The organism is Kitasatospora sp. NPDC023176, assembly GCF_055560495.1.
The window spans coordinates 1-22534 of sequence record NZ_JBVHIP010000020.1 but is presented as its reverse complement, the minus strand read 5'-3'; the positions used below and the strand labels follow the sequence as shown (position 1 = coordinate 22534).

Annotated in this window: 30 protein-coding genes and 3 pseudogenes; 12 read left to right on the top strand and 21 right to left on the bottom strand. The window is 70.3% G+C overall.

Annotated elements, in window-relative coordinates; translation table 11 throughout:
- Positions 1-236 precede the first annotated feature (236 nt).
- Entirely contained in the window at positions 237-2096 is a 1860-nt protein-coding gene (locus ACZ3YL_RS25035) for a CocE/NonD family hydrolase (protein ID WP_188310131.1), read from the top strand.
- A gap of 48 nt (positions 2097-2144) precedes the next feature.
- On the top strand, positions 2145-2834 hold the full coding sequence (locus ACZ3YL_RS25030; RefSeq protein ID WP_188310130.1) for an aspartate/glutamate racemase family protein: 690 nt from the start codon (positions 2145-2147) through the stop codon (positions 2832-2834).
- Between the two features lie 71 nt (positions 2835-2905).
- Here ACZ3YL_RS25030 and ACZ3YL_RS25025 read toward each other — a convergent pair whose 3' ends face one another.
- The 9 genes and pseudogenes from ACZ3YL_RS25025 to ACZ3YL_RS24985 all read right to left on the bottom strand — a co-directional run bounded on the left by ACZ3YL_RS25025 (position 2906) and on the right by ACZ3YL_RS24985 (position 8267).
- Positions 2906-3475, bottom strand: a complete 570-nt coding sequence (locus ACZ3YL_RS25025; protein ID WP_465659920.1) for a hypothetical protein — start codon at positions 3473-3475, stop codon at positions 2906-2908.
- A 150-nt stretch (positions 3476-3625) separates the two neighbouring features.
- On the bottom strand, positions 3626-4081 hold the full coding sequence (locus tag ACZ3YL_RS25020; protein WP_465659919.1) for a GNAT family N-acetyltransferase: 456 nt from the start codon (positions 4079-4081) through the stop codon (positions 3626-3628).
- Positions 4078-4920 carry a protein kinase domain-containing protein gene (locus ACZ3YL_RS25015; RefSeq protein WP_465659918.1) on the bottom strand — a complete coding sequence of 281 codons (843 nt, stop codon included), beginning with the start codon at positions 4918-4920 and terminating at the stop codon, positions 4078-4080. The genes ACZ3YL_RS25020 and ACZ3YL_RS25015 overlap by 4 nt, the downstream gene beginning before the upstream one ends.
- The gene (locus ACZ3YL_RS25010; protein WP_465659917.1) at positions 4884-5540 is read right to left on the bottom strand and encodes a hypothetical protein; all 657 of its coding nucleotides are present in this window, start codon (positions 5538-5540) and stop codon (positions 4884-4886) included. The genes ACZ3YL_RS25015 and ACZ3YL_RS25010 overlap by 37 nt, the downstream gene beginning before the upstream one ends.
- Entirely contained in the window at positions 5537-5956 is a 420-nt protein-coding gene (locus ACZ3YL_RS25005; protein WP_465659916.1) for a hypothetical protein, read from the bottom strand. Before ACZ3YL_RS25005 ends, ACZ3YL_RS25010 begins: the two co-directional genes overlap by 4 nt.
- Positions 5957-6246: 290 nt before the next feature.
- Positions 6247-7097 (bottom strand): annotated as a pseudogene (locus ACZ3YL_RS25000) (helix-turn-helix domain-containing protein).
- Positions 7094-7546 (bottom strand): DUF6879 family protein, encoded by a 453-nt coding sequence (locus ACZ3YL_RS24995; protein WP_465659915.1) that lies wholly within the window; start codon positions 7544-7546, stop codon positions 7094-7096. The pseudogene ACZ3YL_RS25000 and the gene ACZ3YL_RS24995 overlap by 4 nt, the downstream one beginning before the upstream one ends.
- 43 nt (positions 7547-7589) lie before the next feature.
- On the bottom strand, positions 7590-7817 hold the full coding sequence (locus tag ACZ3YL_RS24990; RefSeq protein WP_465659914.1) for a hypothetical protein: 228 nt from the start codon (positions 7815-7817) through the stop codon (positions 7590-7592).
- Between the two features lie 297 nt (positions 7818-8114).
- Positions 8115-8267 (bottom strand): hypothetical protein, encoded by a 153-nt coding sequence (locus ACZ3YL_RS24985; protein WP_465659913.1) that lies wholly within the window; start codon positions 8265-8267, stop codon positions 8115-8117.
- A 39-nt stretch (positions 8268-8306) separates the two neighbouring features.
- Here ACZ3YL_RS24985 and ACZ3YL_RS24980 point away from each other — a divergent pair, with 39 nt between their 5' ends.
- Positions 8307-8861 (top strand): hypothetical protein, encoded by a 555-nt coding sequence (locus tag ACZ3YL_RS24980; protein WP_465659912.1) that lies wholly within the window; start codon positions 8307-8309, stop codon positions 8859-8861.
- Between the two features lie 69 nt (positions 8862-8930).
- Here ACZ3YL_RS24980 and ACZ3YL_RS24975 read toward each other — a convergent pair whose 3' ends face one another.
- Positions 8931-9083: a hypothetical protein gene (locus ACZ3YL_RS24975; RefSeq protein ID WP_465659911.1), complete on the bottom strand. Its 153-nt coding sequence runs from the start codon at positions 9081-9083 to the stop codon at positions 8931-8933.
- Positions 9084-9189: 106 nt separating this feature from the next.
- Positions 9190-10320, bottom strand: a complete 1131-nt coding sequence (locus ACZ3YL_RS24970; protein WP_465659910.1) for a methyltransferase domain-containing protein — start codon at positions 10318-10320, stop codon at positions 9190-9192.
- A 581-nt stretch (positions 10321-10901) separates the two neighbouring features.
- Between ACZ3YL_RS24970 and ACZ3YL_RS24965 the strand changes: the two genes are divergently transcribed.
- From ACZ3YL_RS24965 to ACZ3YL_RS24955, 3 genes are read left to right on the top strand one after another with little or no spacing between them, the layout of a single operon-like run.
- Positions 10902-11180 carry a hypothetical protein gene (locus ACZ3YL_RS24965; protein WP_465659909.1) on the top strand — a complete coding sequence of 93 codons (279 nt, stop codon included), beginning with the start codon at positions 10902-10904 and terminating at the stop codon, positions 11178-11180.
- Positions 11149-11649, top strand: coding sequence for a DUF6879 family protein (locus ACZ3YL_RS24960; RefSeq protein WP_465659908.1), 501 nt, complete (start codon positions 11149-11151; stop codon positions 11647-11649). The genes ACZ3YL_RS24965 and ACZ3YL_RS24960 overlap by 32 nt, the downstream gene beginning before the upstream one ends.
- Before the next feature lie 4 nt (positions 11650-11653).
- A complete protein-coding gene (locus ACZ3YL_RS24955; protein ID WP_465659907.1) occupies positions 11654-12511 on the top strand; it encodes a helix-turn-helix domain-containing protein in 858 nt (285 codons plus the stop codon).
- A 106-nt stretch (positions 12512-12617) separates the two neighbouring features.
- Here the strand turns inward: ACZ3YL_RS24955 and ACZ3YL_RS24950 are convergent, their stop codons facing one another.
- Positions 12618-13436, bottom strand: a complete 819-nt coding sequence (locus ACZ3YL_RS24950) for a methyltransferase domain-containing protein (RefSeq protein WP_465659906.1) — start codon at positions 13434-13436, stop codon at positions 12618-12620.
- A gap of 46 nt (positions 13437-13482) precedes the next feature.
- On the opposite strand from ACZ3YL_RS24950, the gene ACZ3YL_RS24945 reads away from it, so the two are divergent.
- The gene (locus ACZ3YL_RS24945; RefSeq protein WP_465659905.1) at positions 13483-14190 is read left to right on the top strand and encodes an SMI1/KNR4 family protein; all 708 of its coding nucleotides are present in this window, start codon (positions 13483-13485) and stop codon (positions 14188-14190) included.
- A 42-nt stretch (positions 14191-14232) separates the two neighbouring features.
- Here the strand turns inward: ACZ3YL_RS24945 and ACZ3YL_RS24940 are convergent, their stop codons facing one another.
- Genes ACZ3YL_RS24940 through ACZ3YL_RS24930 form a run of 3 tightly spaced genes read right to left on the bottom strand, consistent with a single transcriptional unit; the run spans position 14233 to position 15028 of the window.
- Positions 14233-14394, bottom strand: coding sequence for a hypothetical protein (locus ACZ3YL_RS24940; protein WP_465659904.1), 162 nt, complete (start codon positions 14392-14394; stop codon positions 14233-14235).
- Entirely contained in the window at positions 14382-14660 is a 279-nt protein-coding gene (locus tag ACZ3YL_RS24935; protein WP_465659903.1) for a hypothetical protein, read from the bottom strand. The genes ACZ3YL_RS24940 and ACZ3YL_RS24935 overlap by 13 nt, the downstream gene beginning before the upstream one ends.
- The gene (locus ACZ3YL_RS24930) at positions 14657-15028 is read right to left on the bottom strand and encodes an ATP-binding protein (RefSeq protein ID WP_465659902.1); all 372 of its coding nucleotides are present in this window, start codon (positions 15026-15028) and stop codon (positions 14657-14659) included. The genes ACZ3YL_RS24935 and ACZ3YL_RS24930 overlap by 4 nt, the downstream gene beginning before the upstream one ends.
- Positions 15029-15318: 290 nt before the next feature.
- Between ACZ3YL_RS24930 and ACZ3YL_RS24925 the strand changes: the two genes are divergently transcribed.
- The 3 genes from ACZ3YL_RS24925 to ACZ3YL_RS24915 are packed head-to-tail and all read left to right on the top strand — an operon-like array spanning position 15319 to position 16604.
- Positions 15319-16167 carry a DUF5753 domain-containing protein gene (locus ACZ3YL_RS24925; protein ID WP_465659901.1) on the top strand — a complete coding sequence of 283 codons (849 nt, stop codon included), beginning with the start codon at positions 15319-15321 and terminating at the stop codon, positions 16165-16167.
- A complete protein-coding gene (locus ACZ3YL_RS24920) occupies positions 16164-16385 on the top strand; it encodes a DUF397 domain-containing protein (protein WP_465659900.1) in 222 nt (73 codons plus the stop codon). The genes ACZ3YL_RS24925 and ACZ3YL_RS24920 overlap by 4 nt, the downstream gene beginning before the upstream one ends.
- 18 nt (positions 16386-16403) lie before the next feature.
- Positions 16404-16604 carry a DUF397 domain-containing protein gene (locus tag ACZ3YL_RS24915; RefSeq protein WP_465659899.1) on the top strand — a complete coding sequence of 67 codons (201 nt, stop codon included), beginning with the start codon at positions 16404-16406 and terminating at the stop codon, positions 16602-16604.
- A 50-nt stretch (positions 16605-16654) separates the two neighbouring features.
- On the opposite strand, the gene ACZ3YL_RS24910 is transcribed toward ACZ3YL_RS24915, so the two are convergent.
- A complete protein-coding gene (locus ACZ3YL_RS24910; protein ID WP_188310120.1) occupies positions 16655-16954 on the bottom strand; it encodes a cupin domain-containing protein in 300 nt (99 codons plus the stop codon).
- Between the two features lie 71 nt (positions 16955-17025).
- Between ACZ3YL_RS24910 and ACZ3YL_RS24905 the strand changes: the two genes are divergently transcribed.
- Positions 17026-17856, top strand: coding sequence for a hypothetical protein (locus ACZ3YL_RS24905; protein WP_465659898.1), 831 nt, complete (start codon positions 17026-17028; stop codon positions 17854-17856).
- A gap of 353 nt (positions 17857-18209) precedes the next feature.
- Here the strand turns inward: ACZ3YL_RS24905 and ACZ3YL_RS24900 are convergent, their stop codons facing one another.
- The 3 genes from ACZ3YL_RS24900 to ACZ3YL_RS24890 all read right to left on the bottom strand — a co-directional run bounded on the left by ACZ3YL_RS24900 (position 18210) and on the right by ACZ3YL_RS24890 (position 20640).
- Entirely contained in the window at positions 18210-19109 is a 900-nt protein-coding gene (locus tag ACZ3YL_RS24900; RefSeq protein WP_465659897.1) for an aminoglycoside phosphotransferase family protein, read from the bottom strand.
- 358 nt (positions 19110-19467) lie between these two features.
- Positions 19468-19695 carry a hypothetical protein gene (locus tag ACZ3YL_RS24895; RefSeq protein WP_188310118.1) on the bottom strand — a complete coding sequence of 76 codons (228 nt, stop codon included), beginning with the start codon at positions 19693-19695 and terminating at the stop codon, positions 19468-19470.
- 90 nt (positions 19696-19785) lie between these two features.
- A complete protein-coding gene (locus tag ACZ3YL_RS24890; RefSeq protein WP_317621532.1) occupies positions 19786-20640 on the bottom strand; it encodes a helix-turn-helix transcriptional regulator in 855 nt (284 codons plus the stop codon).
- 104 nt (positions 20641-20744) lie between these two features.
- On the opposite strand from ACZ3YL_RS24890, the pseudogene ACZ3YL_RS24885 reads away from it, so the two are divergent.
- Positions 20745-21311, top strand: a pseudogene (locus ACZ3YL_RS24885) (SDR family NAD(P)-dependent oxidoreductase); the annotation flags it as partial.
- Positions 21312-21340: 29 nt separating this feature from the next.
- On the opposite strand, the gene ACZ3YL_RS24880 reads toward ACZ3YL_RS24885, so the two are convergent.
- Positions 21341-22138 (bottom strand): HAD family hydrolase, encoded by a 798-nt coding sequence (locus ACZ3YL_RS24880; RefSeq protein ID WP_465659896.1) that lies wholly within the window; start codon positions 22136-22138, stop codon positions 21341-21343.
- Positions 22139-22353: 215 nt separating this feature from the next.
- Positions 22354-22534, bottom strand: a pseudogene (locus ACZ3YL_RS24875) (putative Ig domain-containing protein); the annotation flags it as partial.

Sequence of the window (22534 nt, the reverse complement as noted above, 5' to 3'; positions counted from 1 at the left end):
GGTCCTTTCGGGTGGTCCGGGCGGAGCTGGGCCATCTTTCCCCCCTCGGGCGAGCAGGTGCAAGTTATGCGCAATTACGGGACGGTCTCCGTCCGGGACCGGGGGTACCGCGGGCCCTCGCCAGGAAAACGGGCGGTTCCTCCCCTAGGGTCGAAATGCCGACGCCCGCGGCGCGGTCCCCGTCCGCGCCGCGGGCCGACCGGCACTCACCGGCCCGGGACCCGATGGGAGCGGCCATGCCGTCGTACCCGTTCCACACCACCCGCGAGGACTTCCGCATCCCGCTGCCCGACGGCACCGAGCTCGCCGCCCGCCTGTGGCGCCCGGTCAGCGACGAGCCCGTCCCCGTCCTGCTGGAGTACTCGGCCGACCGCCTCTCCGACCGCACCGCCGCCGAGGACGCCCGCCGCCACCCCTGGTACGCGGGCCACGGCTACGCCGCCGTCCGGGTCGACACCCGGGGCCACGGCAACTCCGGCGGACTGCCCGGCGAACCCGGCGGCGAACAGGAACTCGCCGACGGCACCGCCGCCGTCGACTGGCTCGCCCGCCGCCCCTGGAGCAACGGCCGGGTCGGCCTGCTCGGCGTCGGCGCCGCCGGCACCACCGCGCTGCGGCTCGCCGCCCGGCTGCCGGAGACCGTCGGCGCGGCCGTCACCGCCTGCCCCGAAGGCGGCCACCGCCTCGGCGGCGCCGTCCTCGCCGCCGACCTCCACACCCGGCTCACCGCCCTGGTCGCCGACGCCGCCCTCCCGCCCGACCCACGCCACCTCGGCGACGCCTGGCGGCCCGCCTGGCTGGCCCGGCTCGAATCCCTGGAACCCCCCGTCGACACCTGGCTCGCCGCCGGGGACACCACCGTGCCGGTGTCCGTCCCGGTGTTCGCCGTGGCCGGCTGGGGCGACCCGTCCTGCTCCTTCGTGCTGCGACTGCTCGCCGAATCCCCCACCGCACGCGCCCTGCTCGGCCCCTGGCCGCACGGGCTGCCCGAAACCGCCCTGCCCGAAACCCTGCGCTGGTGGGACCACTGGCTGCGCGGCGTCGACACCGGCGCCCTCAAGGAACCGGCCCTGCGCAGCTGGATCAGCACCCGCTGGACCGGCGACGAGGCCTGGCCCTCCCCCGACGTCCGGGAGATCCACTACGACCTGGACGGCCAGCTGAGCACCGCCGGCACCGCCTCCCACGACCGGTACGTCCACGTCCGCTCCCCCCAGCACACCGGCCTCAACGCCGGCGCGTACGTCCCGCACGGCCGCCCCGCCGACCAGCCGCCGGACCAGCGCGAGGAGGACGGGCGCTCGGTCTGCTTCGACTCCCAGCCGCTGCCAGAGCCCATCGAACTGCTCGGCGCGCCGACGGCGCGGTTGCGGCTGCGGCCCGACGCCGCCCCCGCCCAGGTGGTCGCGCGGCTGTGCGCCGTCGGCCCGGACGGCACCTCCACGCTGCTCACCCGGGGCGTCCTGGCCGCCACCGACCCGGACGCCGAGGTGGAACTCGCCGCCTGCGCGACCACCGTCCCCGCCGGACACCGGCTGCGACTCGCCCTGTCCTCCACCTACTGGCCCTGGGTGTGGCCCACCGCCGACGACACCGGCTACGCCCTCGACCCGTCCCGCTCCACCCTCAGCCTGCCCGTCCGCCATCTGGCCGCGGACGTCGGCGCCGCCCCCGTCACCTTCGCGACCCCGGCCCTGCCCGACCCGCTCGACATCCACCTCACCGAACCGCTCACCGCCCGGCCCGAACACGTCACCATCCACGACATCGGCCGCCACGAATGGCGCAGCGAACTCTCCCCCGCCACCGACGGCACCCGCACCCACCCCGACGGCCTGGTCCGCGACGAGCACACCGTCACCGCCTACCGCATCCTCACCGACGCCCCGCTCAGCGCCCAGGCCCGCACCGACCGCACCGTCCGACTGGAACGCCTGGACCTCGGCTGGGACGTGACCGTCCAGACCCGCACCCAACTGCGCTGCGACGCCGGACACTTCCTCAGCACGGTGCAGCTGCGGGCACTGGAGGCCGGGTCGGTGGTGTTCACCAGGGAGTGGCAGCACCGGGTGCCCCGGAAGAGCACCTCAAAGTAATTCTTATACGATTGCTTTTTGTTCTCCATCTGCCTTATAACTGGCCCCATGAAAACCCTCGGCCTGATCGGCGGCATGAGCTGGGAATCCACCGCCGAGTACTACCGCACCCTCAACCAGCTCACCCGCGACCGCCTCGGCGGCCTGCACTCCGCCCAACTCGTCCTCTACTCCGTCGACTTCGCCGACATCGAGCACCTGCAGACAACCGGACGCTGGGAGGAGGCCGGCACCGTCCTCGCCGACGCGGCCCGCGCCCTGGAGGCGGCCGGCGCCGAACTCCTGCTGATCTGCACCAACACCATGCACAAGGTCGCCGACCAGGTCGCGGCGGCAGTGACCATCCCCCTGCTCCACCTCGCCGACGCCACCGCCCAAGCCGTCCAGGCCGCCGGCCTGCGCCAAGTCGGCCTCCTGGGAACGGCGTTCACCATGGAACAGGACTTCTACCGCGGCCGCCTGACCTCCCACGGCCTGACCGTCCTCACCCCCGAGGCCGACTCCCGCGCCCTCGTCCACCGGGTGATCTACGACGAACTCTGCCTCGGCACCGTCCGCGAGGACTCCCGCGCCGCCTACCGCCGGATCATCGCCGACCTCGTCACCGCGGGCGCCGAAGGCATCATCCTCGGCTGCACCGAAATCGAACTGCTCATCCGCCCCGAGGACAGCCCCGTCCCCCTCTTCCCCACCGCCCACCTCCACGCCGAAGCCGCCGTCACCGCCGCCCTGGCCTGAACCACCCGACGAGAACCGCCGCTCCCCTCGACAGCCAGTACGGGCGGCACTCCCGGAACTCCGGCCCGGATTCAGCGCTGGGCGAGCGCCGCGGCCAGGAACATCGCGACGGGCAGCGGCGCGATCATCACGCAGAGGAAACCGAGCAGGCGCCCGCCCGCGGCGTACCACCGGGTCGGCTTGAGGCCCAGCAACCCCATGGCCCAAGGCGAGACATAGCCCGCGCCGTGCCTGCGCACCGCGTCGGCGATCAACCGTCGGCGCTCCTCGTCGACGGTCAGGATCACCCACCTGTCGGAGCGGTCCACCACCGACACGAACATCACCGCGCCGCGTTTCGAAAGCAGCTCCCAGCCGCGCACGGTGGCGAGTTCCGTCAAGTCCACCTCCCGCACACCCGACCAGGTGCGGGCCCGGACCAACCCCCCGGCCACGCGCCAGCCCTTCCGCCGCGCCGTCGCGGCATCCAGCAGGATCGCGGGGCCGATCACGGCCACCAGCCCGGGCACGACCAGCAGCCCCGAGCGCGCGAACGCCGGCCCGACCACCAACGGCGGCACCACGACCACCAGCACGAGCACTGCCCAGCCGACGGTGAAGAACGTACGCCGCCGTCGGGCGGCACCAGTCGAAGCGCTCACCGCGCAAACGTAGACCCATCAACCGCTCAGGCACCATGGTCCGTTGGCGATCGAGCCGACCGCGCGGCGGGTGCCCTCCGCTCAACCCCGATGCGGCGAAGCCGCACCGGCTGATGACCCCACGCCGGCAGGCCGCCGAGCGGCGCCGGCTCAGCGGTGGATCGCGTAGGTCATGAATCCGTCATGCTCTCCGGTGGGGACGAAGCCTGCGTTGAGGAGGACTCGGCTGGAGGCCGGGTTGTGCGGGTTGTGCTTGGCATGGATCTCCGTGAGCCCGAGGTGGCCGAAACCAAGGGCGAGGATCCTGCGGACTCCTTCGGTGGCGTAGCCCCGCCCCCACGAGTCGGCTCGGAGGATGTAGCTGAGCGCGGGGACAGGGCGTTCACAGTGGAGCTTGACGACACCGAGGAGGTCACCGTCCACGACGAGTCCGAGCACGTAGAGCGTTCGGGGAGAGTCGGTCGCGGTGGTCGCCGCGTGGCCCGCGTAGTTTCGGGCCTCCGTCTCGTCCATTGCCGCCCGGCCCAAGTGTTTCGTCGCCTCCGCGCTGTAGATGCGTACCAGGGCCTCGGCATCGGCGACCGTCAGCTCCCGTAGCTCGATCACACGTCTACCGCTTCGATGAGCTTGGTCAGTTCGACAGCCGTCGGGCGGTCGTCGGGCTCGGCCAGCAGGACGTATCGCAGCCGAGCTTGGAGGGCTGGCCAGGGCATCGCAGCGGACATGGGGATGGCCTTGGTGGCGATGGCTTTGCGCTTCTCCTCGACCGAGGTGTCCTTGTCGAGTCCGCAGGCCTCGTAATCCAGCGGCCAGTTCCCGGTGACGCAGGTCCACAGGGTACCGGCGAGGGCGTAGACGTCGGCAGTCCGCGTAGTGGCGACCGGCTGTGGGCCGGTGATGATCCGGGCGGCCAGCTCGGGCGCGGTGAGGTGGATCATCGTGCCGTCGAACGTCGTCCACGGCGTGACGCTGATCTGCCGGGACCACGCGAAGTCGAGGAGCCTGACGCCGTCCTCGGTGTGGATGCCGTGCTGCGGCTGGAGGTCCCCGTGCACCCACCCTCCGGTGTGCAGGTCGGCCACGGCGCGGCACAGCCCGACCGCAGCGGCGAGGGCCTCGTCCTTCCCGCCGCCGTCCTCGCGTACGGGCCGGAGGACGTCCCAGGTGGACGGTCCGGCCAGCCACGGCGTGACGTACCAGACCCCGTCGGCGAAGCGGCCGGCGGTCACGGTGTAGCCGGGGAGCTGGTCCAGCACGGCGGCTTCACGGGCGGTGACCGCTGTGGCCTCGCCGGTGCCGAGTTTGATTCTCACCGCCCCGCGCGGGCCGCTGGCCTTCCACACCGCCGAGCCCCTGCGGTCGCTGATCTCGTCCAGCTCGACCGGCCCGCAGATGACCTCTGCGGCCTTCAGCGCCGCCGCGGCATCGGAAGTGAACTCGCCCATTCTCTAACTGCCTTCCACTCGCAAGGGATGTGCTCGAAGACGCTGCGACCATCGTCGACCGACACGGCCAGCGCCGCCGCAAGGTCGGGTGTGGCCTCCAGGAAGTCCGGGTCCAGCGGCCGGAGGCCTGCACGTACCGGGAGGAACGAGAAGGGCGGCGGCGGGATGTTCCGCCCGCGTCGACCGGTCTCGACAGCTCCGTGGGCGAACTTGCCGAACATCACGCCGACCTGCCCGTACAGGTTCTTCAGCGCCCAGTGCGGCCAGGTCATGAGCTCCCGGTGACCAGCCCCGTCGCAGTGCCCGACCAGCACCACGTTCTCGCAGGCGAGCAGCCCGTTCGGCCGCGCCATCAGCGGGCGGACCCATTCGGCGGCCTGGACCCCGGCATAGAACAACTCGGCTTCCACGGCGTACCGGTGGCTCCCTGGCGTGATCTCGTAGACGGTCCAACCGGTCATGCCGCGCGACGTGGACGGCCGCAGGAACGGGCAGTGCTCGTACAGCCCGGCGCGGTAGCTGTCGACGTCGATACTGATCGGGTTCTCCGCGCGGGCCTCGGTGAGGCGGAGCGCCCCAGCGGTCGGCCGGGACGCTCCGTCGGTTGGCTCGGTGATCACCGGGTGGTCGCTGCCGGGGTCAGGTCGTCGCCGTCGCCGGGCACGGGCGAGCACTGCCACTCGGCGAAGACCTCGCCAGTCTCGCGGTACCGGGCCAGGGCCTCGGTGTTGACCGTGCCGTCGGCATCCGTGAACCAGATCTCCGAAAGGGGGCCGTAGGCCTCCTCGTACGCGCTCACCCAGGAGATGTGGCCGACGCCCTTGGTCTCGGCGTGCGTCAGCTTGCGGCCGGCGTACTGGAGGGCGAAGGCGTCGTGGGTGGCCGGGGCGTTGCTGAGCAGGTGCCACGTCGCGTCGACGGCGGTGGAGAACATCTCCGGCGCGGTCTCGCCCGCGTCGAACCGGCGCCCGGCGATCGTGAAGAACCTGCCCAGCTCGTCCAGCTCGACGCCGGACCGGATGATGGTGCTGCTCACGGACTCTCCCATCAGGTTGGCTCCGCTCGCCCTGAGTGGGCGAGCAGTCGTGCGGGGTGGTGCGGCCCAGCCCGGCAGAGGATCCTTTCCATCGGGCTGCGGGTTCGTGGGCGCCCGGGGCGCGAGTGTCGGCCAGGAGCTGCTCGCAGCCGTCCCCGGGGACTTCTCGGACTGGTGGGGCGGTACTGCCATGGCGTCGCGCCCTCCGCCTCAGGACGTCCGGTGACGTGTGGAAACGGTAGGGAGCAGCGGGGTGTGCGGTCGACGAACTTGCTTGAGCTTGCTCGTATTCACCCGAGCGCGTTGATGGCTCCAGTGATGAGCGATCTTGCTCCGGCACCGTAGACGGCGATGCCGGCCAGCTCGGAGAAGGCCTGGCCGTACTCGGAAATCTCGGCCGGCTGGGTGATGGTGAGGTGGGCGGAGACGAGTTCGACGTTCACCTGTGTGTCGTCGTAGACGGTGAAGGACTCAACCGGCCAGCCGGCGCCTCTGGTCGAACCGAGGGGAATCACCCCAAGGCTCACCGACGGGAGGGAGCCGACGGTGATGAGGTGGCCGAGCTGACCGGCCAGGACGTCCGGAGTGCCGATGACGGTCCGCAGCACCCACTCCTCGATCAGGATGGCGAACCGGTGGTCTCCCGCGTGCAACACCTTCTGCCGCTCCATGCGCACGGCGACAGCGTCGTCAACATCGTCGGGGGTGCTGCGCAACGAAACGATCGTGCTCAGCACTTCGCGCGTGTACGCCGCTGTCTGGAGCAGGCCGGGATGATCCACGACTGGTACATCCGGAATCGCCGCGTGCGCTCGAACAGGGGGCGCACGGACTCCTGAGCCCGTTTGAGGCCGGAGCGCTCAAGGCGCCGCCACTCGACGTACATTCCCTCGATGTTCCGGGCCGTCGCGATGAGGTCCGCTGCCTGACCCGGGACGCCGCAGATCGCCGTCCAGGCACGTAGGTCGGCCTCCGATGGCGTCACTCGGCCGCTCTGGATCTTGGAACACTTCGACTCATGCCATCCCGCAGCTTCGGCCAGCGCCCGCGCGCTGAGTCCGGAGTCTCGCCGGATATCACGCAGGCGCTGACCGAGGGCCTGCTTGGCTTGCTGAACGCTGGACGACGCGGACACGGTCAGCGCGGCCGGAAGTCCTCGTGCGGAACGGCCCGTGCCCAGACGGTCTCGAAAGCGGAGGCGCAGAGCTGCACGTTCTGCGGATCGGTGCTGACCTCGTCGTCCACGAAGTCGCCGTCACCGCTGAAGTGGTGGACCAGGAGATGCTGTCCGTCGATCAGCCAGAAGTCATTACCCGGAAGCGCCAGGCCGGTCGCCTGCCGACGGGGAAGCCACCTGACCTGCTCACCGGAGGCGACGTTCCGAAACGTGATCTCGTGCTCGAACCGGATGTACTCGCTCACCGGTTCCGAGACGACCCGCGCACGCCGCACCTCAACGCCGCGGCCCGTGGTCTCCTCGATGAGCTGCAACCAAGGGCTCCACCACGACGGACGGTCGGCAGGGTCGTCGCGCTGTCCGCTGAGCCAACGGAGGAACAGCGGGTCGTCCCGCATGTATCCGTCGCGCATCTCCAGGTGGAGAGCTGAGCGGGTACAGGTCCGCAGCAGATCCTCAAGCGACGGGACTGCCGCCACCGTTCACCTCCGGAAAGAACTGCATCATGCGCCTGGGGAATTCGATCACGGTCTCGTGCCCGGGGATGTCCATCTTCGCGAGACGTTCCGGGTCGAGCACCTTCCAGCCCTGGAGGATGTAGTTGCCCGTCGTGTCGTCGAAGTAGACCGTCGGGGACTTGCCTTCGGGACTGTCGGGGTCTTGTCCGAGCTTGTGCAGTGCCATGGTGGCCTCCTAGCGGGTCGGAGTCGATCACCTTGAACGATCTTCCCGCGCAAGTCGCCTCTCGCACCATGAACTTGCTCGAACTTGCTCGCTCCTGACCCGCGGACCGGCTTCCCGGTCCTCGTGGCCGCCGGGCAGTGGGGCACGTTCGCGGCCGCGTGGCGGGCGGGCCAGGGCTCGGCGATGTCAGTTCGGTGATCCCGCCGACTGGTCAGCGCGGCGCGGCCGTGGGCGGTGACAAGGCCCCGCACCGGAAGTCGGACCGGCCGACTTCTCGTGCGGGGCCGTACCGGGCGGTCAGCTGGGCCGGTGGGCGATGGCGGCGTACATCGTCACCGAGAGATGGAACGCGCCCTGTTCGGCGGCGGCTGTGAGGTCGGCGTACAGGCCGTCGCGCTGGTCCTCGGTGATCAGGTTGCGGGCGACGGCCCCCGTGGGGCCGCCGCTCATCCCGGCCGGTAGCGTGGGGACGATCGAGGGGGGTGCGGGATGGTACGGCCGGTGCTGCTGGTGGACGTGGACGGTCCGTTGAACCCGGATGCGGCGAAGCCGCACCGGCGGCCCGCGGGCTACGAGACCCACCGGTTGATGACGCCGGGCTGGGTGGCTGCCGAGCGGCGGCGGCTCGCCGCGTGGGGGTTGCCGCACAAGGCGCCGAAGCCGCTGCGGGTGTGGCTCAACCCGGGGCACGGGCCGGCGCTGACCGCGCTGCCCTTCGACCTGGTGTGGGCGACGACCTGGGAGGAGGAGGCCAACTCCTTCATCGGGCCCCTCCTGGGGCTTCCCGAACTCCCCTTCATCGCCTGGTCCGATCCCCGGCCCGAGCCGGAGGGCGGGGTGTTCTGGAAGACGCCGGAGATCGTCGCCTGGGCGCGGGGCCGCCCCTTCGCGTGGGTCGACGACAACATCACGGACGCGGACCGCGCCTGGGCCCGGGCCCACCACGACGGGCCGGCGCTCCTCCACCACGTCGACCCGAAGGTCGGCCTGACGGCGGACGACTTCGCCCGGCTGACGAACTGGGCTGACGGACTGGGCGGGTGAGCTGGGCCGATCGCCGTGCACCAGAAGTCGGACCGGCCGACTGCCGGTGCGGTTACTGCGTGGGCGAACTCAGCTGGGCCGGTGGGCGATGGCGGCGTACATCGTCACCGAGAGATGGAACGCGCCCTGTTCGGCGGCGGCTGTGAGGTCGGCGTACAGGCCGTCGCGCTGGTCCTCGGTGATCAGGTTGCGGGCGACGGCCCCCACGGGGCCGCCGCTCATCCCGGCCGGTAGCGTGCGAGGAGCCCCCCTCATGCACCTGGCCAGCCTGAAACCCCGCCCGTACGCCACGGGGGACGAGGCACGGGCGAGGCGGTTCAAGGGGCCGCTACTTGATCAGGTTGTCGGGGGTGTCCAACCAGACGGCCTGTTCGCCGTCAGCAGTCACGGTGACCCCGAAGCGGGTCAGCTGTGGCTTGCCCTCCTCAAGCCACCACAGACGGGCCCGCGTGATCTCGTCCCAGAGCCGACGTGGCCCGGCTTGGTGCACCGCGCCTTCGTCGTCCCACTCCTTGTACCGGACGGAGGCCCAGGAGCCCCGGCCATCGGTCAGTTGCATCCGGTAGGTCAGCGCGGGGTCCTGGTCGTCCCACGTATGCATGTAGCGCGCTCCCGGCACCAGCAGACCGATAGCGAACGCGGCGTGCACGCTCTCGTTGGCAAGCTCCGGGTCCATGCGCGAGGCGCCCCGCGTGTCCGGGGCCGTCTCGGGACGGGCCGCCTCCTGCGGACGCTGAGCACGGACCCACATGAAGCTGACGTTCTCCACGAACCGGCCGTGCGACGGGCCGCCCGACTCGCCGACCTCCAGCCGCAGCAGGCCCGCGTTGGCATAGGGCGTACCCCACGGGGTCACGATCACCCCGCCGGGGCTGGTCTGCTCGATCCACGCGCGCGGTACCCGCTGCACAGCGGCCGTCGCGTGGATGCGGTCGAAGGGGGCGGACAGCGGCCACCCTGCGAGGCCGTCACCGATGACGCTCACGGGCTTGAACCCCGCTGCTGACAGGCTCTTGCGGGCCGCATGGCCGACGGCGGGGTCCACCTCGATCGTTGTCACGTTCGACTCGCCGAGCCGGGCGGAGAGCAAGGCGGCCGTCCACCCTGTCCCCGTGCCCACGTCCATGACCGTGTGCCCCTCGGCCACGTCCAGGTGACCGAGCATGCCCGCGACCAGGGCGGGCAGGGAGGCCGAAGACGTAGGCACTCCGGGCCCTTCCGGAATGCCGTCGTCAAGCTGTGTGACGACAACGCCGTTGGCGTTGGCCAACTCCTCCCAACGGTCTCGCTCGTCGGCCCTGCGGAGCCGTCGGAATCCGCCCGGGCTGTCCTCGTTCGGGGCCCACACTGCGTCAGGGATGAAGGCAGAGCGCGGGGCGCGCTCGAACGCGCCCCGCCACTCCTCGCCCAGGTCGCCAGCTTCGGTCAGCTGCGCGAGCAACTGTGCGTAGTTGTCCATCAGTTGCAGCCGCTCACTTGCTCGGGGCCGGGGGGACGGGCTTGTTCCACTGGCCGTCCGACTCCTTCGGACTCTGGCCCTTGTCCCCGCTCGAACCGCCCTTACCGTCTCCGTGCTTACCCATGGATGAGTCCACCTCGCTGTCGATGGTGCAAGTCACTTGGTGCGCTTCGGGGTCCGCGCGCAGCTCCCGCGGGGCGGCTGGCCGGGCCCGGCGGCATCGCCCCCGGGCCCGGGGGCCTGTTGGGACCAGGGGTCGTCATACTGATCTCTCCTCACACCGTGGGGGCCCTGCCGCCGGGTGGCGGCCAGGCCATTCGGTGTTGCGGACCCCGCTCCGGTCGGCATGCGGGCGTAGTTGTGCCTGGCGGTAGCGCTCATCCTTGATCGCTCTCCTTCACCAGCGAGGCGTGGGTGCGAGACATGACCGTAGGTGCGCCGAGCAGCGGCGCTCAACAAAGTTGCTCAGAGTTGCTGGAAGTCTCCTGGGAGGGGCTTCGGTGCTGTCGGGTGCTTGACCTCGGGGTAGTCGCTGGGCGAGGGTCAAAGGTGGCATTCGGCCGGACCATGGGGGGAGTAACATGCGGCAACACAGCAGCGACAGCGAGGACTTAACCGCTACGTTCTTCTGCACGGACCCCAACTCTCAGGGCGGCGTCGAGTGCGAGACGTTCTATGAGACCGACCAGGACTCTTGGATCGTGCAGCTCAAGAGGCGCGGACCGAAAGTTCGGGATCAGCTCGTCGCATTGGCCGATGACGAGACGTTCGGGGAGATGTCCGGGCGGACCATGGATGTGTTCGTGCGGAAGTACGTCAGGGAGCGCTATGGAATTGATCTCGGCATCACTCCGACTTGAGCTGCTGTTTGGTGAGCCCGCCCAAGAAGTCCGGAAGCTAGAGCTACGGGACTTCTACGAGGTAGACCGCCCACTGTTCGAGGCGTGGCGCTCAGGCGACCGTGAGGCGGTCGAGGAGACGATGCGTGGGCATCGTGCGTTTCTGACCGGGAAGGCCGCTCTCGGCTTCCCTTACCGGCGAGTGCGAGTCATCTCTGAACCGCTCTCGGAGTATCAGCGGATGGCAGTCGAGTTGGCCGACCCCGAGGAACGTCTTCGGTGGCTTCCCCGCCATCTCTTGTCGGCGGTGCCATTGCCGGGGAACGACTGTCTGATCCGGGATGACCTGGTGATCTTCAACCTCATGGGGGGAGACAACCAGCAGACCCAGATCCAGCTCTCAACCGATCCGAACGTGGTCGGTTTCTGCAACGACGCGTTCGAGCGGGCATGGTCGCTTGGCGTCCCCAACGGTAAGTACAAGCCCTGACGACATGTCGGACCAGGAACCATCCGAGTCCGCGAAGCGCGCATTCGGAACCCAGCTCAAGGAACTACGCCGGGACACCAACCTCTCGGGCGTCGAACTCGCGCGGCTCTGCGGTTGGCACAAGACCAAGGTGTCGAAGATCGAGCACGGGACACAGATCCCGACCGAGGACGATATCCGAGCGTGGGCAACGGCCTGCGGCGTCGAAGGGCAGATCCCCGAACTCATCGCGGTGAGTCGTGAGATCGAGCAGATGTGGACCGACTACAAGCGGTGGCACCGACCGGGCATGAAGCGTCTCCAGTTCCAAGCCATGGACCTCTACGCGAAGACCAAGCTCCTCCGTGTGTATGAGTCACTGTTCATTCCTGGTTTCCTGCAGACAGTTGAGTACGCCAAGGCGCAGTTCACTATCCATGCCACACTGCATGGTCTGTCGTTGGGCGACATTGAGGAAGCCGCGCAGAATCGCATGGTCCGCAAGCGGTTCCTCGGCACCGGAGCGCCCATATTCTCGTTCCTCTTGGAAGCGTCCGCACTGACGAACAACACAGGCGGCATAGAGGTGATGAACGGCCAACTCGACCACCTGCTAGAGGTGATGAAGCTCCAGTACGTGTCCATTGGGATCATCCCCCAAGGCCGGGAACGGTTGCTCTATCCAGGCGAGGGCTTCTACCTGTTTGACGAGAGCTTGCTGAAGCAAGAGTTCTGGTCAGGGGCGTTCCAGACGTCCAGACCCGAGAACATCGCGTACTTCGTCCGCGTTTTCGCTACCCTGCGGGATCAAGCCGTATTCGGCGCTGCCGCCCGGAACGAGATCGATGCGGCCCGTGGCCGTCTTCAGGGATCGTGGCAGTAGATCTCCTTGCGGGCCACGCCCAACGTTCAAACTCAAATCCCGGCCGATCGCCGTGCACCGGAAGTCGGACCGGCCGACTTCCGGTGCGGTTACTGCGTGGGCGAACTCAGCTGGGCCGGTGGGCGATGGCGGCGTACATCGTCACCGAGAGATGGAACGCGCCCTGTTCGGCGGCGGCTGTGAGGTCGGCGTACAGGCCGTCGCGCTGGTCCTCGGTGATCAGGTTGCGGGCGACGGCCCCCGTGGCGAGGCCGCGGACGATCGGCCAGCTGACGGTGCCGGGGTCGTGCAGGAGGACGTCGGCGCCGACGTGGTCGACGCTCAGGCCGGCCGCGGTCAGCCAGCCCGTCAGGCGGCGCCCGGCGTCCGGGGTGGCGGCGGTGGCCTGGGTGACCGTGGCCAGCGCCGGACGCAGCTCCGGGGCGACCGGGTGGAGCACGAAGGTGGCCCAGTCGGTGTCGAGCAGGGCGACCCGGCCGCCCGGGCGCAGGACCCTGGCCATCTCGGCGACGGCCCCCGCCGGGTCGTTCAGGTGCTGGAGGACCCGCTCGCACCAGACCACGTCCAGCTCGGCATCGGGCAGCGGCAGGGCGAGCGCGTCACCGCCGACGAAGCGGGCCGCGCTGCCCGCCCCGGCGGCCCGCTGCCCGGCGACGGCACGTAGGCCGGGGTGGGGTTCGAGGCCGGTCGCGGCGCCGTCCGGGCCGACCGCCGCCGCGAGCACCTGGGTCTCCGAACCGGTGCCGGACCCGACGTCCAGCGCCCGCTCACCGGGGCGCGCGGCCAGACGCGCGTGCGCCCACTCGCGCAACCGCCGCACACCCGGATTGGCGGCCTGGACGTCCAGTGCGGTGACCAGCCGGTCGGTGATCGCCGGGTCGGTGTTGGGCGCGTGAAAGGCCGAGGTGGGGTGCGGGTCGGTCATGGCCCTCACTATAGGAGGGGAACGCCGGTGGCTATCGTGGCCGACCATGCGGACCACGGACTGGGACCAGGTGAGGCAGCGCTTGCTCGCGCTGTCCGAGGAGCGGGCCGGGCACGGCGACGGGTCGGCGGCGAATGCGCCGGCAGCGCCCCTGACCGAGGACCAAGTCAGTGAGGCGGAGCAGCAGTTCGGCATCATCTTCCCGGCCGACTATCGGGGCTTCCTGCTGCGGGTCAGCGCTGGCGGGCACTTCCCACGAGAGCTGCGGCGGGGGCCGGACGGCTGGCACTGGGTGGGCGACCAGGACACCGACCTCACCCGCCTGGGCACTCCGTTTCCCGACCACGACGCCGCGCTGGCCGCGAGTGACGAGTTCTGGGACAACCCCCTCCGGGAAGCGGACTACGCGAACCCCGAGGAGTTCCAGTCCGCGCTCGCCGTCTGGAGCGAGGCCGCCGAGGCGGCGGAACGCGACCGGGTCACCGGCGCCGTGTTCCTCAAGGGCCACGGGCACAACTTCTCGGCGCTGCTCGTCGTCAGCGGTCCGCAGCGCGGGGAGATGTGGTTCGACGGACGACCGACCTGCGACCGGCTCAACCCGCTGCTGACCGACGAAGGCCGGCCGGCCGGCTTCGCCGACTGGTACCTGGACTGGCTGAACCACGAGTCCGGCAGCAAGCAGCGCCCCGAAGGCAAGGGCACGCCCATCTGGCTCCGCTGGTTCGACACCTGGGGCGAGGAGAACTGCGGGTAGCCGCCCGGCGGGTCCGGCCGGGCGGCATGGGTGAGTGGTTCGTCAGGCCACCGGTTGGCGGTCGCGGGTGGGGGCAGGGGCGGGGGCCGTGGTCGCGTCGTCCGGGCGGTGGGGCATCCGCAGGACGGCGATCGCGCCGAGGGCGACGACGGCGATGGCGAGGAGCAGGAGGGCGAGGAGGGCGAGGCCGATCAGGAGTCGCACGGGGAGTCGTCCTCGCTGCTCTTGTCGTGCTCGCGGAGGAGCGTGAGGAGGTTGATCACGGTGCTCGCCGGCGCGTTGCCGAAGCGGACGAGGACGCGGCCGTCCACGACGCTGTCGGTGCCGGCGGAGGGGAAGAGGAGTCCGAACTTGCGGCCGCGCTCGTGGAGTTCGGCGAGCAGGTAGGTGATCTCCAGCTCGGTGTAGGTGCGCATGAGCGGGTCGGCCGGCTCGATCGGGCGGTTGCTACCGCAGTCGTCGGCGGTCACGCGGCGGCGTCCAGCTCGAACCAGACCCGCTTGCCCCCGGTTTTACGGGGGTCCGTGCCGAAGCGGTGGGTGAGCGAGCGGACGAGGTGCAGTCCCCGGCCGGAGACGGCGTAGGGGTCGGAGTCGTCGCGCAGGGTGGGGAGGACGGGGCTGTCGTCGCTGACGGAGACCCGGAGGACGCTCCCGAGGATGAGGACGACCACGAGGGGCGCCGCACAGCCGCCGTGGCGCCAGGCGTTGACGAAGAGTTCGAGGAGCGCGACCTCGGCGTCGGGGACGAGGTCCGGCTTCCACCGGGCGCGCGAGGTGGCCTCGCGCAACTCCTCACGCGCGGCGGACCAGTCAGGGGGGATGTCGAGGGAGAACACGAAGGAACCTCCGTGGGGGGCTTCAAAGATGACGATCGATCGATCAAACATGAGATCGAAGCGATGGAATGACGACGAAGCGCAGCCGCATGAGACCAGTGATCACACAGTGCATGCGACTGGTGACACTCAGCATGACGTGAACGTCGCCATGAACGCAAGCGAGCATCGGAAACTTGCAAAATTTCAAATCGAACCCGAATTCGGCGGCGTACCCTGCCAGTTGCCGGTAGCGCCTGCGCCAATGGCACAGGCAGACTGGTCCACCGACAGGTCAGGAGGGGCACTGCATGGCGGTATCAACCGTTCGCCGTCGACGGCTGGGCGAGGAGTTGCGGAGGCTACGCGAGGACAGAAAGATCGCTGCCGACGTTGCAGCCGAAGCCACCGGCATGAGCCTCGCCAAGCTGAACCGGATCGAGAACGCGCGGACAGCGGCCAAGATCGAGGATGTCAACAAGCTCCTCGACCACTACGGCTGCAACGACGAGGCGTTCCGCGCCGGCTTGATCGCCATCACGAAGGACGGCAGCAAGCGTGGCTGGTGGTTGAGCTATCGGGACGTCATCAATGCGTCCGCCACCGATCTGATCACGCTGGAGACCGAAGCTTCGACCTTCAAGACGTATGAGGCAGCCTTCATCCCGGGCCTCTTCCAGACCGCCGAGTACGCACGATTGATCATCGACCGACTCCGAACCACGAATAGCGGAACGGTGGACGATCTCGTGCAGGTTCGAATGGCACGGCAGTCCATCCTCACCCGCCCAAACCCTGTTGAGGTGTGGGCGGTCATCCATGAAGCCGCGCTCCGTGCGATCGAAAATCGCCCGGACATCATGGGCCCGCAACTGGACAAGCTGCTCACGCTGAGCCGGCTGTCGAACGTCAACATCCAGGTCATGCCAGCAGGTGCAGCCATTCATCCAGGCATGAGCGGCGCGTTCGTTCTGCTCGGATTCCCTCAGCGGAAGGATCTCGACGTCGTACTGGTCGAAGGGCTGCTGAACGGCTTCTGGGTCGAGGACCCGACCGACGTCGAGTTGTACCGGGCGAAGTTCCAGGAGATCACGGCCGAGGCTCTCCCTGTTGACGCTTCGCTCAACTTCATCACCGCACAGAGAGAACTGATCAAGTGACCCACTACCCGGACGCCTCCGCCACTGGCCTCGCTTTCCGGAAGTCAAGCTACAGCGGCGGCAACGAGAACTGTGTCGAGTGTGCGTTCCTTCCCGAGGAAGTCGCGATCCGAGACAGCAAGGATCCCTCCGGCCCCGCCCTGGCGTTCAACCGAGCAGCCCACTCGGCCTTCATCAGCGCTGTTGCCGCTGGGGACTTCGACTTCGGGCTCGTCTGACGCCCAAAGGAGCCACGCATGCCTGGTGCTGTCTTTCGAAAGTCGTCCTACAGCAACGATTCCGGGAACTGTGTCGAACTTGCCCGTCCGGACGGATCGGTCTCGTTTATCCGCGACTCTAAGGATCCATCTGGTCCAGCGCTGGCGTTCAGCGGGGAAGCTCACTCGGCCTTCATCCACGCCGTCGCCGCCGGGGAGTTCGACTTCGGACTCCTCTGATCGCCACCTCGCGGCGCCTCGCCCGTTCCCGGGCGAGGCGCCGCCACCGGTCACCCCTCCTCGGGTACCTCCACGATCAGCAACGTCCCCCGACTCCCGGCCCGGACCGCATGCCGGGTGCCTGCGGGTATGTGGCACAGCTCGCCAGCGCAGACCGTCAACTCGTCGCCGTCCACATCCAGTTCGAGCACACCATCGGCGACGAACAGCACCTCGGCCGTCCCGTGCACCTCCGCCCCCGACTCCCGGCCGTCCATCCGCAGCACCTTCACCGCCGCCGTCCCGACCCGGGCCAGCACCACCGAGCGCCAGGCCTCGGGCAACCCCGTCGCGCATTCCCTCACGTCCATGACCAGGGACGCTACCCGCGCCGGTCCGATAGTTGGTTGACCGATTGGCAAAACCTGCCAGGATCGCCCAGGTGAACGCTCGCGCGCTGTACGAGGCGCTCCTCGACACCGACGGCCCTTACGAGGACGTCATCGACCCCTGGCTCGCCCAGGCCTCCGCCGCCGACTACCGCGCACGCCTCCACGTCGCCGCCACCCCGCACAACCACTGGTGGACCGACAAGAAGGAGGACGGCTGGAACCTCCTCCAGGAGCTCTACGCCCTCAGTCGGGTGAGCGACTACCTCCTCCTGCGGCCACACCTCGACTCCTACCTCCGCCTGTTCACCGCGCTCGGCATGACGGCCTTCGACCAGACCCCCTTCGACCAGACTTCCTTCGACCCGTTCCTGCACGAGATCACCGAGGTCGAGCAGGCCGAGGACCCGGACTCCCCCATCGAGATCCTCGACGTCCGCCGGCCCGGCCTGATGCTCGGCGAGCTGCTGTTCAGCCGCGCCGGAGTGCGGATCCGGGCGGGCATCACCCACGCCGAGCGCGGGGTCGCCGACCACTGGCCGCTCTACTGGACCCACCGCCGCGCCCACCGTCCCACCCGTGACCTCTCCCGGGGCTGGGGCAGCAACTCCCAATGGCGCACCGACTTCCGCCTCGACTACCGCACGCCCGCCGGCGACCTGCTCAACCTCGCCGAGGCCGCTCCCATCGACGGCGACCCCGACCGCGACCCGGACGACTACGGGAACCTCGGACCGGACGAACGCCTCCTCACCCCCGCCGAACGCCGCGAGCTGCTCCGCCACCGCACCTTCCTGCGCACCCCCGCGACCGCCGCCGCCTCCCCCACCTGGGCGGCGGACCTCTTCCCCTTCGAGTGGCGGCTTCCGGCCGACCACGGGTGAGGCCGGGTGAGTACCTGATCACTGCGCACGATCAAGCCGGTTGACAGGTAGGGCGCATGGAAGAGCTCGTGAACCTCAAGGACGTCGAGGAAGCCGCAGCCGGTGACGGGCACCTCCTGTGGGCAACGCAGGGGCAGCACGACGGCCGGCTGGGTCCGGGGGTGCGGGCCTGGCGTCACGGGACGGCCCTTGCGGTGGCGAGCCCTGACCTCTCCCGGCGGGACCGGCTGGCGATCAAGGGCGATCCCGATGACGCCGCGCACGTGGTGCGACACGTGCTGAACGACATCGGACCGTCCTGTCGCCCCGTCGGCGGGGCGGCGTTGATCGGGGCGCTAACGGCTCCTGCTTCGTCAAGAGGTCACGGCGTGGTCGGCGAGCAGTTCGGCGACCACGTGCCGGGCGATGGACGCCATCCGGGGGTTGGTCTCGCGGTAGTAGTCCAGTTCCATCAGCGCGACGGACAGCGCCCAGCCCCGCCCCCGCTCCCACTCGGCGTCGTCGGCGGCGACGGCCGTCCGGAAGGTGTCGCGGACGGCGGCGGGGAGCACGTACCAGGCGGTGATCAGGTCCACGGCCGGGTCGCCGAGGCCCATGCAGCCGAAGTCGATGACGGCGCTGAGCCGTCCGGCGGCGTCGACCAGCAGGTTGCCGGGCTGGAGGTCGGCGTGGATCCAGACCGGCGGGCCGGGGTGCTCGTCTGCTTCAAGTGTCCTGTCCCAGAGCGCGGTGACGGCCGGGGCGTCCACCGCACCCGCCACCGCCGCGATCGCCCGCCGGACCGCCGCATCCCGTGCCGCCAGCGTCTCGCTGCGGTAGGAGTCCGGGGCGCCGACCCGGTCCACCCGGTGCATGGCCGTCACGAAGGACGCCAAGTCGGCCGCCAGCAGCTCGGGTTGGCGGACATCGCCGACCACCGGCGGGTCCCCCTCCAGCCACCGGAGCACCGACCACGGCCACGGGCAGCCGTCCGCCGGCTCGCCCAGTGCGACCGGAACCGGTACGGCGAAGGGGAGTTCGGGGGCCAGCCGGCGCAGCCAGACCTCCTCCTTCTCGATGTCCTCGACCGCCCCCGGGATGCGCGGGATCCGTACCACCAGGTCCGCGCCCAGCCGGTACATCGCATTGCTGGTGCCGGCCGAATCCACCGGCTCCACCGGCAGGTTCGCCCAGCGCGGGAACTGCCCGGCGACCATCCGCCGCACCAACGCCTCGTCGATGTCCAGTTCGTCCACGTGCATCTTGGTCGACATGGCGCCCGACCCTGCCAGCACCCACCGGCCCCGGCAAGCGAATTACCAGGGCACGACCTGCCCCCGATGGTCCACGACGTGCAGGCCGCTCTCGCCGCGGTGCCGCTCGATCGTCTCCGCCACCCCGCTGCGCTGGTGGGACCGGGGCGCGCCGCTGCGCGACGGCCGCGCGCCCGTCGGCTTGCTGTGGCGCCCGTTCGACGGCACCGGGCCGCGCACCGTGCCGGTCGGGCGGGAGACCGAGGTCGCCTGCCCGGCCGTGCCGGAGGACGGCGACCGCCCGGGCCCCGTACGCGACTTCCTCGGCCTGGCCGTCACCGCTCTGCGCGGCCGGGCATCCGAGTGGCCGCAACTCCGGTCAGGCCCGGCGTCCACCTCGCCACACGCCGGTGCGGATCCACCGCCGGTTGAGGGCGCAGGTCACGAACGGACCGACGAGCATGGACAGCATCCACAGCCCCACGCTGGCCGGCGAATAGACGTAGTACAGCCATCGCTCGGGAAGGACCATCGGCGACAGGAGCAGCACGATGAGTGCCGCCCAGGTCGCCATCCAGGTGATCACCACGCGCGCCACGACGTCCATGTGTCCCCTCAACCCGCGACTGAACCCGCGACCATGTCAACCCGCGACCATGTTTGAACGTGTTCAATATAGCGCCCGAAGCGACCCCGCTCACCCCCGTACCGCGAGGTCCTGGCTCCCCACCACCTTGAGCAGCCGCAGCGCCGAGTGCGAGGGCGTGCCGGGGGCGGCGGTGTAGAAGATCGTCCACTGGTCGCGGTGCGGGTCGTGCAGCGCCTCGCAGTCGAGGTCGAGCGGGCCGACCACCGGGTGGAGGATGCGCTTGTGGGTGGAGCGGCGCACCTCCACGTCCTGCCGGGCCCACAGTTCACGGAACTCGGCGCTGCCCGCGTGCAGCCGGTCGACCAGGCGGCGCACCCCGCTGTCGACGGGGTAGCGGGCGGCGGCCGAGCGCAGGTCGGCGACCGCGCGGCGGGCGAACGCGCCCTGGTCGGCGGGCTCGTAGAGGGCGCGGGCCGCCGGATCGGTGAAGAAGCGGCAGACGAAGTTGCGCTCCGCGGGCGGCAGGACGGAGAAGTCGCCGAGCAGCGCGGCCGCCATGGCGTTCCAGGCGAGGATGTCGCGGGCGGCGCTGCACACCATGGCCGGGGTGTCGTCCAGCCGGTCGAGCAGGTGCAGGATGCCGGGCCGCACATCGCGCGGCAGCGTGCTCGGGGGCAGCGGCGGCTCGCCGACCAGATGGTGCAGATGGGCGGTCTCGTCCTCGGACAGCCGCAGCGCCCGGCTGATCGCGCCGATCATCTGCCGGGACGGGCGCGGGCCCCGGCCCTGTTCGAGCCGGATGTAGTACTCCACCGACATCCCGGCGAGCTGCGCGACCTCCTGGCGGCGCAGGCCAGGGGTGCGGCGCCGGCCGCCGGCCGGCAGGCCGACGTCGGCGGGCTGGATGCGGGCGCGCCAGCGCCGCAGGAAGGCGGCCAGCTCCGCCCGGTCCACGTGTTCCACGCCCCCAGTCTGGCCCGCCCGCCGCGCACCGACCATGGGACCGCCGATACCACCATCGACGGGGCTCTCCCGGCCCCCGGCACCGCCCGCCCAAGCTGGTGCCCATGAACGCCAACGACCACCGCATCGTCCTGATCACCGGTGCCAACAAGGGCATCGGTCTCGCCACCGCCGGCGAACTCGCCCGCGCCGGGCACACCGTACTGATCGGCGCCCGCGACCCCGAGCGCGGCGCCGAGGCCGCCGCCGGGCTCACCGCGCGGGGCCTGGACGCCCGCTGTGTCCGCCTGGACGTCACCGACCCGGCGACCGTCGCCGCCGCGGCCGAACGGATCGCCGCCGAGCACGGCCGGCTCGACACCCTGGTCAACAACGCGGGCATCACCCGGGATCTCGGCCTCACCCCGGAGCAACTGCCCCTGGACGACCTGCGCGCGACCTACGAGACCAATGTGTTCGGCGTCGTCACCGTCATCAACGCGATGCTGCCGCTGCTGCGCAAGTCCCCGGCCGGCCTGATCGGCAACGTCTCCAGCGGCCTGGGCAGTTCCTCCGTCCTCGCCGACCCCGACACCCCGGCCGGGGAGCACGCGGCGCTGCTCGGCTACAACACCTCCAAGGCCGCGCTCAACGCCGTCACCCTGGTGTACGCCCGCACCCTGCGCGCCGAGGGCATCAGGGTCAGCTCGCTGGAGCCGGGCTACTGCGCCACCGACCTCAACCACCACTCCGGCCCCTCCGACGCCGAGGAGGGCGGCCGCCGGATCGCCCGCCAGCTCGGCGAGGCCCTGACCGGGGCGACCGGGCAGTTCTTCCACCCGGAGGGCGGCAACTCCCCCTGGTAGGAGGCGATCAGCCCGGGCAGCCGGCGCATGTCGTCGAACACCACCGTGCCCGGGCCGGCCAGCCGCTCCGCCGCCGTGACGCCGCCCGCGTAGCCGAGCGCCCGCATCCCGGCGGCGCGGGCGGCCGCGACGCCGGGCCCGCTGTCCTCGACCACCACGCAGGCGGCCGGGTCGACGCCCATGGTCCGGGCGGCGTGCAGGAACAGGTCGGGCGCGGGCTTGCCGCGGCCGACCTCGGTGGCGCTGAAGATCCGGCCCTCGAAGCGGCCGTACAGCCCGGCCCGGCCCAGGGTGTGGCGCATCTTCTGGTGGGTGCCGCTGGAGGCGACGCAGGTCGGCAGCCCGAGCGCCTCCAACGCGTCCAGCGCCTCCGGCAGGCCGTCCACCGGGGTCAGTCCGGCGTCCACGGCCTCGGCGTGCAACTCCCGGAAGCGTTTGTCGAACAGCGTCGCGGCCTCCTCCCCGAACCGCTCGGCGACCATCGCGTGGTTGGCCGCCTCCGACCGCCCGACGAACCGCTCGACCACCTCGGCCTCGGTGAGCGGCCAGCCGAGTTCGGCCGTCAGCCGCCCGACCACGCGCACGGCGATGATCTCGCTGTCCACCAGGACGCCGTCGCAGTCGAATATCACCAGTTCTATCGGGTCGATCATCCGATGAGCATAGGACGACCCCGATCCGGCCAGGGACCCGGCGGCGGAGTTCGCCATCGTCGTGGGGACGCTGTCCGGCAGGTGCAGCGGGTGGGAGCACGGGTAGCTCGCCACGACGTGCTTGGCGACCTTGAGCGCGATGTCGAGGACCGCCCGGTGAGCAAACGCCAGGGCCCGGCGGCCGAAGCCGCCGGGCCCTGACCGTCACCCTGGGATCAGCTGGTCTGGATCGAGGTGTCGTCGATCACGAAGCTGGTCTGCAGCGAGGAGTCCTCGGTGCCGGTGAACTTCACGGTGACGCTCTGGCCCGCGTAGGCCGAGAGGTCGAAGGTGCGCTGCTGGTAGCCGGCGGCGGCGTCCACGTTGGAGTAGGTCTTCAGCGTGGTGCCGTTCACC

Excerpts from the sequence above, each read along its gene's own strand:
- ACZ3YL_RS25035 (WP_188310131.1), top strand. The coding sequence starts at position 237 with ATGCCGTCGTACCCGTTCCACACCACCCGCGAGGACTTCCGCATCCCG.
- ACZ3YL_RS25030 (WP_188310130.1), top strand. The coding sequence starts at position 2,145 with ATGAAAACCCTCGGCCTGATCGGCGGCATGAGCTGGGAATCCACCGCC.
- ACZ3YL_RS25015 (WP_465659918.1), bottom strand. The coding sequence starts at position 4,920 with ATGGGCGAGTTCACTTCCGATGCCGCGGCGGCGCTGAAGGCCGCAGAG.
- ACZ3YL_RS24995 (WP_465659915.1), bottom strand. The coding sequence starts at position 7,546 with ATGCGCGACGGATACATGCGGGACGACCCGCTGTTCCTCCGTTGGCTC.
- ACZ3YL_RS24990 (WP_465659914.1), bottom strand. The coding sequence starts at position 7,817 with ATGGCACTGCACAAGCTCGGACAAGACCCCGACAGTCCCGAAGGCAAG.
- ACZ3YL_RS24985 (WP_465659913.1), bottom strand. The coding sequence starts at position 8,267 with ATGAGCGGCGGCCCCACGGGGGCCGTCGCCCGCAACCTGATCACCGAG.
- ACZ3YL_RS24980 (WP_465659912.1), top strand. The coding sequence starts at position 8,307 with ATGGTACGGCCGGTGCTGCTGGTGGACGTGGACGGTCCGTTGAACCCG.
- ACZ3YL_RS24975 (WP_465659911.1), bottom strand. The coding sequence starts at position 9,083 with ATGAGCGGCGGCCCCGTGGGGGCCGTCGCCCGCAACCTGATCACCGAG.
- ACZ3YL_RS24970 (WP_465659910.1), bottom strand. The coding sequence starts at position 10,320 with ATGGACAACTACGCACAGTTGCTCGCGCAGCTGACCGAAGCTGGCGAC.
- ACZ3YL_RS24965 (WP_465659909.1), top strand. The coding sequence starts at position 10,902 with ATGCGGCAACACAGCAGCGACAGCGAGGACTTAACCGCTACGTTCTTC.
- ACZ3YL_RS24960 (WP_465659908.1), top strand. The coding sequence starts at position 11,149 with ATGGAATTGATCTCGGCATCACTCCGACTTGAGCTGCTGTTTGGTGAG.
- ACZ3YL_RS24955 (WP_465659907.1), top strand. The coding sequence starts at position 11,654 with ATGTCGGACCAGGAACCATCCGAGTCCGCGAAGCGCGCATTCGGAACC.
- ACZ3YL_RS24950 (WP_465659906.1), bottom strand. The coding sequence starts at position 13,436 with ATGACCGACCCGCACCCCACCTCGGCCTTTCACGCGCCCAACACCGAC.
- ACZ3YL_RS24945 (WP_465659905.1), top strand. The coding sequence starts at position 13,483 with ATGCGGACCACGGACTGGGACCAGGTGAGGCAGCGCTTGCTCGCGCTG.
- ACZ3YL_RS24925 (WP_465659901.1), top strand. The coding sequence starts at position 15,319 with ATGGCGGTATCAACCGTTCGCCGTCGACGGCTGGGCGAGGAGTTGCGG.
- ACZ3YL_RS24915 (WP_465659899.1), top strand. The coding sequence starts at position 16,404 with ATGCCTGGTGCTGTCTTTCGAAAGTCGTCCTACAGCAACGATTCCGGG.
- ACZ3YL_RS24910 (WP_188310120.1), bottom strand. The coding sequence starts at position 16,954 with ATGGACGTGAGGGAATGCGCGACGGGGTTGCCCGAGGCCTGGCGCTCG.
- ACZ3YL_RS24900 (WP_465659897.1), bottom strand. The coding sequence starts at position 19,109 with ATGTCGACCAAGATGCACGTGGACGAACTGGACATCGACGAGGCGTTG.
- ACZ3YL_RS24895 (WP_188310118.1), bottom strand. The coding sequence starts at position 19,695 with ATGGACGTCGTGGCGCGCGTGGTGATCACCTGGATGGCGACCTGGGCG.
- ACZ3YL_RS24880 (WP_465659896.1), bottom strand. The coding sequence starts at position 22,138 with ATGATCGACCCGATAGAACTGGTGATATTCGACTGCGACGGCGTCCTG.